This is a genomic window from Dactylosporangium darangshiense (assembly GCF_039537565.1).
Classification (GTDB): Bacteria; Actinomycetota; Actinomycetes; order Mycobacteriales; family Micromonosporaceae; genus Dactylosporangium; species Dactylosporangium darangshiense.
In genome coordinates, this window is record NZ_BAABAT010000117.1 from 1 (window position 1) to 8,535 (window position 8,535).

At 68.4% G+C, this 8,535-nt stretch carries 8 protein-coding genes and 1 pseudogene; 3 read left to right on the forward strand and 6 right to left on the reverse strand.

Annotated features, from left to right (window positions below; translation table 11 throughout):
• Positions 1-156 precede the first annotated feature (156 nt).
• Positions 157-1,319, reverse strand: a protein-coding gene (locus ABD901_RS57645) for an IS3 family transposase (RefSeq protein ID WP_345144723.1) whose coding sequence is annotated in 2 segments (ribosomal slippage) — positions 157-1,064 and positions 1,064-1,319 — 1,164 coding nt in all. Because the reading frame shifts where the segments join, the coding sequence is not laid out codon by codon here.
• A 135-nt stretch (positions 1,320-1,454) separates the two neighbouring features.
• On the opposite strand from ABD901_RS57645, the gene ABD901_RS57650 reads away from it, so the two are divergent.
• From ABD901_RS57650 to ABD901_RS57660, 3 genes are all read left to right on the forward strand, one after another.
• Positions 1,455-1,817, forward strand: coding sequence for a transposase (locus ABD901_RS57650; RefSeq protein WP_345144725.1), 363 nt, complete (start codon positions 1,455-1,457; stop codon positions 1,815-1,817).
• A gap of 231 nt (positions 1,818-2,048) precedes the next feature.
• Complete coding sequence (locus ABD901_RS57655; protein ID WP_345144727.1) at positions 2,049-2,273, forward strand: integrase; 225 nt, start codon at positions 2,049-2,051, stop codon at positions 2,271-2,273.
• Between the two features lie 54 nt (positions 2,274-2,327).
• Positions 2,328-2,645: a transposase gene (locus tag ABD901_RS57660; RefSeq protein ID WP_345144729.1), complete on the forward strand. Its 318-nt coding sequence runs from the start codon at positions 2,328-2,330 to the stop codon at positions 2,643-2,645.
• Between the two features lie 150 nt (positions 2,646-2,795).
• Here ABD901_RS57660 and ABD901_RS57665 read toward each other — a convergent pair whose 3' ends face one another.
• The 5 genes and pseudogenes from ABD901_RS57665 to ABD901_RS57685 all read right to left on the reverse strand — a co-directional run.
• A complete protein-coding gene (locus ABD901_RS57665; RefSeq protein WP_345144731.1) occupies positions 2,796-4,181 on the reverse strand; it encodes an IS1380 family transposase in 1,386 nt (461 codons plus the stop codon).
• Between the two features lie 80 nt (positions 4,182-4,261).
• The gene (locus ABD901_RS57670) at positions 4,262-4,906 is read right to left on the reverse strand and encodes a hypothetical protein (protein WP_345144733.1); all 645 of its coding nucleotides are present in this window, start codon (positions 4,904-4,906) and stop codon (positions 4,262-4,264) included.
• Positions 4,907-5,150: 244 nt separating this feature from the next.
• On the reverse strand, positions 5,151-5,831 hold the full coding sequence (locus ABD901_RS57675; protein ID WP_345144735.1) for a hypothetical protein: 681 nt from the start codon (positions 5,829-5,831) through the stop codon (positions 5,151-5,153).
• A 364-nt stretch (positions 5,832-6,195) separates the two neighbouring features.
• Positions 6,196-6,885, reverse strand: a complete 690-nt coding sequence (locus tag ABD901_RS57680; RefSeq protein ID WP_345144737.1) for an IS6 family transposase — start codon at positions 6,883-6,885, stop codon at positions 6,196-6,198.
• Between the two features lie 76 nt (positions 6,886-6,961).
• Positions 6,962-7,640: pseudogene (locus ABD901_RS57685) on the reverse strand (IS110 family transposase); the annotation flags it as partial.
• Between the last annotated feature and the right edge of the window lie 895 nt (positions 7,641-8,535).

Here is an 8,535-nt window from a genome sequence, read left to right on the forward strand (position 1 = left end):
GGACGAGAGCGGGTTCTCGCTCCTGCCCGTAGTCCGCGGCACCTGGGCGCCGCGCGGCCAGACACCCGTGCTGCGGCACCGGTTCTCCTGGACCCGCATGTCCATGGCCGGCGTCCTCGCGTACCGGGGGCTTGCCCCCTGATCTTGGACACGGGTTTATGCGGCTTGTGCGAGGGTAGCTGGTGTCGTTCGGGTGCTGTTTTCGTAGGTGATCGGGGATTGCTGTCCGAGCCGGGAGTGGCGGCGGACGGTGTTGTAGCGGTGCAGCCAGCGGAACGCGGTCAGGCGGGCTTCGCGTTCGTCGGTGAAGGCGCGGCGGCCTTGCAGGGTTTCGCGTTTGAAGGTGGCGTTGAACGACTCGGCCAGGGCGTTGTCGGCGGAGCTGCCGACCGCGCTCATCGACTGCCGGACGCCGGCCGCGGTGCAGGCTTCAGCGAAGGCCTTCGATGTGTATTGGGCTCCGTGGTCGGTGTGCAGAATCGCCCCGTCCAGGGCTCGGGTGCGCTGGGCGGCGTGCAGGGCGTCGAGGACGAGTTCGGTGCGCATGTGATCGGCGATCGCCCAGCCGGCCAGGCGGCGGGAGTGCAGGTCGATGACGGTGGCCAGGTAGAGGAACCCGCGCTCGCCGACGGGCAGGTAGGTGATGTCACCGACGTAGCGCTGGTTGACCGCTGTGGCGGTGAAGTCCCGCTTGATCAGATCGGGTGCCTTCGTCGCCGCCGGGTCCGGGATCGTGGTCCGTATCCGCCGGCGCAGCCGCAGACCCCGGATCCGGTAGCGGCGCATCACCCGGGCGACCTTCTTGCGATTGACCGGCGGCCCGCTGTCGTTGAGTTCGGCGGTGATCCGCGGCGCCCCGTAGGTACCGTCGTGCGCGGCCTGCACCGCCCGGATCCGCACCGCCAGGGCCGCATCCGCGGCCTCCCGGGCAACCCGTGCCGGCGCTGTGGCCTTCCAGTAGTAGAAGCTCGAGCGGGCCATCCCGAGGATCTGGCACAACCGCTTCACGCCGTAGCGTTGCTGGTGGTCGGCGACGAACTGGAAGCGGGTCACCAGCGCGTCTCCCCGGCGAAATACCGGGCCGCCTTCCGCAGGATGTCGCGTTCTTCCTCCAACTCGCGGATCCGCCGCCGCAACTCGGCGTTCTCCTCCTCGACCGAGCCGGCCGGCTGCGGCCTCACCGAAGCCATCGGACCGCCAGCCCCGCCCCGCCGCTGCTCATCAAGCCGAACCCAGCTCCGCAACGTCTCCCGATTGACGCCCAGGTCATCGGCGATCTGCGCGATCGTCGCACCCGGCCGAGACCGGTACAACGCCACCGCGTCGGCCTTGAACTCGTGTCCGTGGCCGTGGCAACATCACCATGGCCGTTGACAACTCGGGCGGGTAGTGCTTGTTCACCATCGTGTTCCAGGACTCCTGATCTCCCGGGACCATCAACATCCCAGGTTCAAGTGTCCAAGATCAGGGGGCAACTCCCGAAAGCCTCATCGCGTTCCTCACCAAGCTGCGCCGGCACCCTGCGCGGACCGGTCACGCTGATCTGGGACGGGCTGTCGGCGCACCGCTCCAAGGACATGAAGGCATGGCTGGCAACCCAACGACACTGGCTGGTGGTGGAACAGCTGCCCGGCCACGCCCACGACCTCAACCCGATCGAACTCGTCTGGGGCAACCTCAAAGCCACCGAACTGGCCAACCTCTGCCCCGAACACATCAGCGAAGCCGACACCGCCGCACACACCGGACTGCACCGCATCGGCAGCAGCTACGACTTGTGCTCCAACTTCCTCGACCACACCGGCCTTCGTCTCTGACGAAGCGTCACTCAAATATCGAAAGATCTTTAGCCTGCGACTTCTTCGAGACCGTCACCCTGCCCGGTCGTGCCTGCCCTGGCTCGCGCGAAGCGCGGAAGCGGGCCGGCGGTGCGCTGCGGTGCAACGCCGTTCTCAAGGATGCGGGCGTCGAGGTCGTCCTCAGCGGGATCCGGATGCCGCGCATGAACGCGATCATGGAGCGGTGGGGTCCAGACCTGCCGGCGTGAGTTGCTGGACCGGACGCTGATCTGGAACCAGCGGCACCTACTACACGCCCTGCACGAGTACGAACGCTTCTACAACCAACACAGGCCCCACCAGGGCATCGTGAACGCCCGCCCGCTACACCCCTTGCCCGCACCGATCGCCGATCCGGAACAGATCGCCCGCCTCAACATACGAAGACGAGATCACCTCGGCAGCATCCTCCATGAATACGAACATGCCGCCTGAACTGCCCGGATGACATTCTCGGCAAGCGCACCTCCACGAGTACCAGCATGCTGCGTGACCTGCGGGGACGAGGTTTTCGGCAAGCGCACCGTCGTGCTGATCTGGGACGGGCTGTCCGCGCACCGTTCCAAGGACGTGAAGGCTTGGCTTGCCACCCAGCAGCACTGGCTGCACGTCGGAGCGCTGCCCGGCTACGCCCACGACCTCAACCCCATGGAACTGGTCTGGGGCAGCCTCAAAGCCACCGAACTGGCCAACCTGTGCCCGACATCCTCGACGAGGCGACACCGCCGCACACACCGGCCTGCAGCGCATCGGCAGCAGCTACCAACTGTGCTTCAACTTCCTCGACCCACCGGCCTACGTCTCTGACCCGGATCCGTGGGTAGCGGCGGTGTGGTCGACGAATATCGTTGATGGCTGATGGGTGATGTGGTGTTTCTGCCGGTGGGTATGGCTGTGGCCCGGTGGCGCCGGGTTCGCTGGTCTCGGTGGGTGTTCGGGCCGGTCGGGGGCGGGTGGTCAGGTCCAGATCGGTAGTCGGCGCAGTCGGGGCAGGACTTCGGCGAGGCGTTGCTGGTCTGGGGGTAGTCGCAGGGTGATGTGTCCGGCGTGGCGGACCAGCCGGGCCGGGACCGTGAGCAGCTGATGCCGCAGGGTGCCCAGATGGGCCCGGCCGCGTCCGTCACCGCCGTCCAAACCGGCCAACTCCTGCAGCCAGGCGGACAGGTTGACCGCGAGGAGCGCACCCCACATCCACACGGTGTTCGCGGCCCGGCTGGCTGAGGGCAGGTGCCGCAGCGCGGCGCCGTGTTTGGCGTCGCGGATCCGGTCTTCGATGTCAGTGCGCATCCGGTGCCACGCCTCGACCGCGACCGCTCTGGCTGGGGTGGACACGTTCAGGTTGGTGGCGATGAACGAGTACGCGTACACGTGGCTGACGAGGCCGTCCAGGGCCAAGGCGAGTTGGTCCTTGGGGATGGTGCGCCGGCGACGGGCCCGCGGATCGGTCGAGACGTCGGCGGCGCGGACCGTGACCCGCCGCACCACGCACGTGGTGCCTGGTGGCCACCCGGCCGGCGCGTAGTCGCAGACGGCAACCTGGGCACCCTGCATCCGCTTCGCCTTGCGCCACGCCGTGTCCGGGACCGCGGCGACGGCCCGCCAGACCGCCGGGTTACGGGTCACGCCCAGGGAGAAGTCACAACCGGCCGCCACCGCGGCGGCCGCAATGTCCTTGGCGAAGTAGCCGACATCGCCGCGCACCCTCGGCCGCACGCTGACCCCGGCCGCGCGCAACGCGGCCACGCTGCGTTCGATCAGCGATCCCGCCCCCGGGCGCGGGTCCTCGTCCCATGCGAGCAGGTCCGCTGCGGTGACCAGGCCGGCCTCCGCCCACGTGGCCACGTGCGGACGCCCGGCCCGGGCACCCTTGTAGCTGTAGGCGATCCCTTCCTTCTTGGCCCCGTAGCACTCCACATCAGTGCCGTCCAGGTCGATGGTGGCCCCACCGGCCTGCAGCACCGCGCGCCGACCGGCCGGCAGCAGTCCCACCACCCGGCCCACGATCTCCCCGATGCCTTCCTCGATCCCGGCCACCTGGGCCGGGCCGAACCGGCCGGCAAGCTGCACCGCGGTGGTCGAGGCCGGCGTGGCCACCGCCGAGAGCGCCTCCCCGGCCAGATCAGCACGGCGGCGGTCCAGCCCGGTCCAAAACTGCGCACCGCACATCTGTGCCTGCGCCACCGCGACCAGGAACTGCCCCGCGGACAGGCCCCGCTCCCGCTGCTTGATCGCACCGACCGCATCGTCCAACGCGGTGGCCACGCCCAGCCGGCCGACCAACTCGGCCACCGCAACCACGCCGGACACCGGCGTCAACGACGCGTCCGGTGCGCCGACACGCACCCGACCTGCCAAACCAGGTATCCTCTGCACCGAACGGGTGTCCTTCTCACAGCGACGGATTGGTCCCTAGACAAGTCCAATCATCCCTGCTGACAAGGCATCCGTTCATCTATGCCACACCGTGTCGTAGCTCTATCCACGGATCCGGGTCTGAACTCACTCAAATATCGAAAGATCTTTAATAGTAGGGCATCGGCCTGCGAGCGTAGGAAGTCGGCCCAGGTGCTGCAGGCACGCTCGGGCGTCGGATCGATTCCGGCCTCCCGCAAGATCTCCCACACGGTGGACGCGGCCACCTTGATGCCCAGCACGAGCAGTTCGCCGTGCAGTCGGCGATATCCCCAGCTCGGATTCTCCCGCGCCAGCCGCAGCACCAGGGCACGAATCGAGTGCACGGTCCGCGGCCAGCCCGGGCGCTTGGGCCGGGACCCGGGCCGCGTGGCGGCGTGCGAGCAGGTCCCGGTGCTACCGCAGAACGGTGTCCGGACGCACCAGCAGCCGCCAACGACGCAGTACATTGCGCGGGAGTTGGTGCAGCAGCGCCGCCAGGAACGCGCGATCGCTCGGGTCGAACCGGGGCCTGTCGCCGCCGAGTTGCCGCTCCAACACGGTGATCTGATGGTGCAAGGCAAGGATTCCACGTCCTTGTCCCGGTCACTCATCGGCAGCAGGCGCAGCATCGCGAACGCGTTCGTCACGGCCAGGTAGGCCAGTCGCAGCAGCACGGTCGATCATCATGTCGCGGCGATGCCTGCCGCGCGAGGGGAGGCCGGCTCGAGCGAACCGCTGTCGACATCCAGGTCCTCCCCATGCGCCGGCTCCGACCAGGGCGGATGGGGTTTCGGCAAGGACACCGGCGCCGAGCATCGACGAGGCCCTCAACGAGGGCGACGACCAGCGGGCGCAGCGGCCGCGACGGGCCCGGCGATAGCCCGACGCGGCGCCGGGCACGGTAGGGTCCCGTGCCGGTCAGTCGCCAGCCGGCGACGGGGTCACGGCGGTGGCGCGGAACTGGCGGATCCATCCCTGCGCGGTGTGGCGGGGCACCCCGTAATGGTCGGCGATCGCCGCCGACGTGCTGGCGTGCCGGTACACCGCGGCGAAGTCGCCGGGCATGCGCCGATACGCCCGTTTGCCACCGCCGCCGCCACCGACGTCGGCGGGTTTGGTGGTCTTCTTTGCCGGGGTGGTCTTGGCCGCTTTCGCGGGTGTGGCGGTGCGCTTCTTGGGTGCCGTGGTGGCGTTCGCGGTCGCCGCCTGGCGACTGCGTGCACGCTTGGCCGGTGCGACGCCCGGCTGCTCGATGCGTCGGCGGGTTCGCGGCGTGGACGCCGCCTCCACGACAGCATTCGCTTCGGCGGCGGCCGGTAGCCGGTGTTCAGCCAGCTCACCGCTGGCTGCTACGGGTTCGGTGTCGACCGGCGCCGGGGCAGGTGTGGCCTCGATCGACGCCGAGACGGTCGTCGACGTGGCGATCGCCCGCAGCAGCAGCGCGACGTCCACGCTCGGCATCTGCCCGCCGGCCAGACCCGCATCGGCGTGTAGATGCACGTCGGTAATACGGACCCGGCCCCCGGACGTGTCCACCACCAGCGTAGTGGTGGTGCCGCTATCGTCGTTCGGCGCGATGGTGATGATGTACGACTGCATGGGCGTGTCCTTCGAGTCTTGACCGTCACGACCTTGGATGCGCTACCCCGGCCAGGCACGAACCATCGGCGTTCGGCACCACGGATGCCAAACCGAAATGTACCGTGACCGGAAACCGGCTCACCAGCCAACCCCCACAGGGAGAGCTTGTCCTGGCCGGTGAAACGGCATGGGTGTGCCTTATCGAGTCCCGACAACTGGTCTCGGTGCGACGCGGTCCGCGGTGTCCGCCACGGCGGGTGGCGCGGGCTCTGGCCAGCTGGCGGGCTTGCCGTTCGGGTGCGGGGGCCGTTGCGTTGTTTGATCGGGTGGCGGGCAGTTGCGTTTGCCGATCGGAGGGCGCGTTTGACGAGTGCGGCCGATCTCAGATGGCGGTGGCGAGCTCGGTGAACGCCGCGGCGATGCGCATCCCGCGCGGGGCGTTGACCCCGAGTTCGTAGTGTTCACGGCGCAGGTTCTGCATGAAGGCGTGTCCGGCGATGATTGTCTGTGCGGTCCGGTCGGTCCGCAGGCCGCGCATCGGTCTGAGCCGGTGCTTCAACCGACTATGATCGGCCTCGATCCGGTTGTTGGCATGCCGTCCGACGTGGTGCCACGCGGACGGGACCAGCTCGTCGAGGACCGCGGGGTACACCGGTGCCGCGTCGGTGACGACCTCGGTGGGTCTCACCTTCAACGTGGCCAACGCCCGGCGGACCAACCGACGTGCTGCTGCGGCGTCGCGGCGGGTGGAGATGAGCACGTCGAGGACCTGACCGTCCTGATCCACGGCGCGGTACACGTACCGCCAAACACCATTCACCTTGATGTAGGTCTCGTCGACAAACCACCTGCCACCAGGCGTATGCCGGCAGAACCTGGCCGCGTCGGCCAACAGCGGCGTGAACCGCTGTACCCAACGGAAGACCGTGACATGGTCGACCTCGACACCGCGCTCGATCAGGAGTTCTTCAACGTCGCGGTAGGAGAGGTTGTAGCGCAGGTACAGCCGGACGGCGACCACGATGACCTCCGGCAGGAACCGGAACCCGCCGAACGCCGACCGTGGTGGCAGGGCCGGACGCCGCCGGTTCGAGAACCTCACCGGTCTAGCCTGCCCGACCAGGGCAACGCTCAACGCAACGGACCCCCACCACGGTCTGTTCGCCCAGCGCAGCGACGATCTGCTCGACCAGCCGTTCACCCATCCGCGGGGCTTTCGGTCGGGCGATCTCGATCAGCTTGCCCGGCCGGCCTGGCGCAGCCCGGCTGGGCCGCCGCAGCGCGAGAGCAGCTCGAGCACGGCCGGGCCACCTTCGGCCCCAGGACCCGTTCCAGGGCGGGATGGACCTGGGTGAGCAGGCCGCGGATGCGGTTGGACACCCGGGTTGCCTCGCCGGCCAGGTCGTCGTCGAAGCCGATCAGGACCGCCAGCTCGGCGAGGACCTCGTCGCCGGTGTCGACGCGGCGCAGCGTGTGCGGCAGGGTCCGGGCCGCGTCGGCGATGACGTAGGCGTCACGGGCGTCGGTCTTCGCGGTCCCGGGGTGCAGGTCGGCGAGGCGGCGCATGGCCAGCCCGGGCAGATAGGCCACCTGATGGCCGCAGGCGCGGGCCACCGCGACCGGCAGCTCGCCGATCGAGGCCGGCTGATCGACCACCACGAGCAGGCTGCCGTGGCGGGCCAGTTTCGTGAACAGTGCCTGCAACCTGGCCTCGGTGTTGGGCAGCGGCGCGTCGTGCAGCCGCTTCCCGTCCGGGGCCAGGCCTACCGCTTCGTGTTCGCCTTTGCCCACGTCCAATCCGAGGAAGACGCCGTATTCGCCGTGCACCACGCCTCCAGGCCGTTAACGAAGCGGTCTCGGTCGCCGGCTCGGCGTCGGACTACCGCGTCCACGTTACGAAGAGACCAACCCCAGACGGGGCGGCCGGGTCCCTATCAGCGGTCCGCCGACGCCACCCGGCCCGGCGACAACACCCCCCGGATCATCCCAACGACAGGGGCAGAGAGTCATACCGGACCGAGCGACCGAACAGTCCCCGGCTGGGGACGATCAAAAAGGTAGCGGGCAGACTGGCGCGGCGGACCCGGCCGCGGCCAAACGCTCGCGCCTGCTGCGGCTGCGGTTGCGCCCTGCCGACCGTGGCCTCCCCCGCAGTGACGACGAGAGCCTGCACTGGCTGTCCGACATGGAGATTCGCACCTCGCTGGAGCCTCAGCCCGACAAGATCACAGCGTATCGGTCGATCGGTTGGATGGATTGTTTCGGCGATGAAAACTCTTTGAACCGTCTGGTGCGGGGCTCGTTGTGCTCGGCATGACCGTTGTCGCTGGAGCGGAGATGTGCCGGTTCGTCGTCTGTGGACGTGGCTGGCGGTTCGATGCTGGGGGCCGGTTCGATGTGGTCGTCGGTGGCGCCATTGCAGCGTTGATGGATCCTCCCGACGTGGGTCTGTCCGGTGGTGGTCCTTGTAGGTCGGCTCGGGTGGTGCGGGTTTCGGGGTCGAGGTCTTCGGGTCCGGTGCATTAGCGTGAGTGTTTCGGGGCCGCGCCGGGTTGTTTCGGTGTGGCCTTTTGTTGTGTTTCCTGTCGTGTTTCGTGTCGTGTGTTTTGTGGCGTGTTCCGGTGTGTGTTTTGGTGTGGTTGGTTGGGGGGTGTGGTGCGGTGGGTTTGGAGATGCCGGATGATTTGGCGCGGTTTTTCAATTGGTTGACCGGGGATGTGTT

Excerpts from the sequence above, each read along its gene's own strand:
- ABD901_RS57675 (WP_345144735.1), bottom strand. The coding sequence starts at position 5,831 with ATGCAGTCGTACATCATCACCATCGCGCCGAACGACGATAGCGGCACC.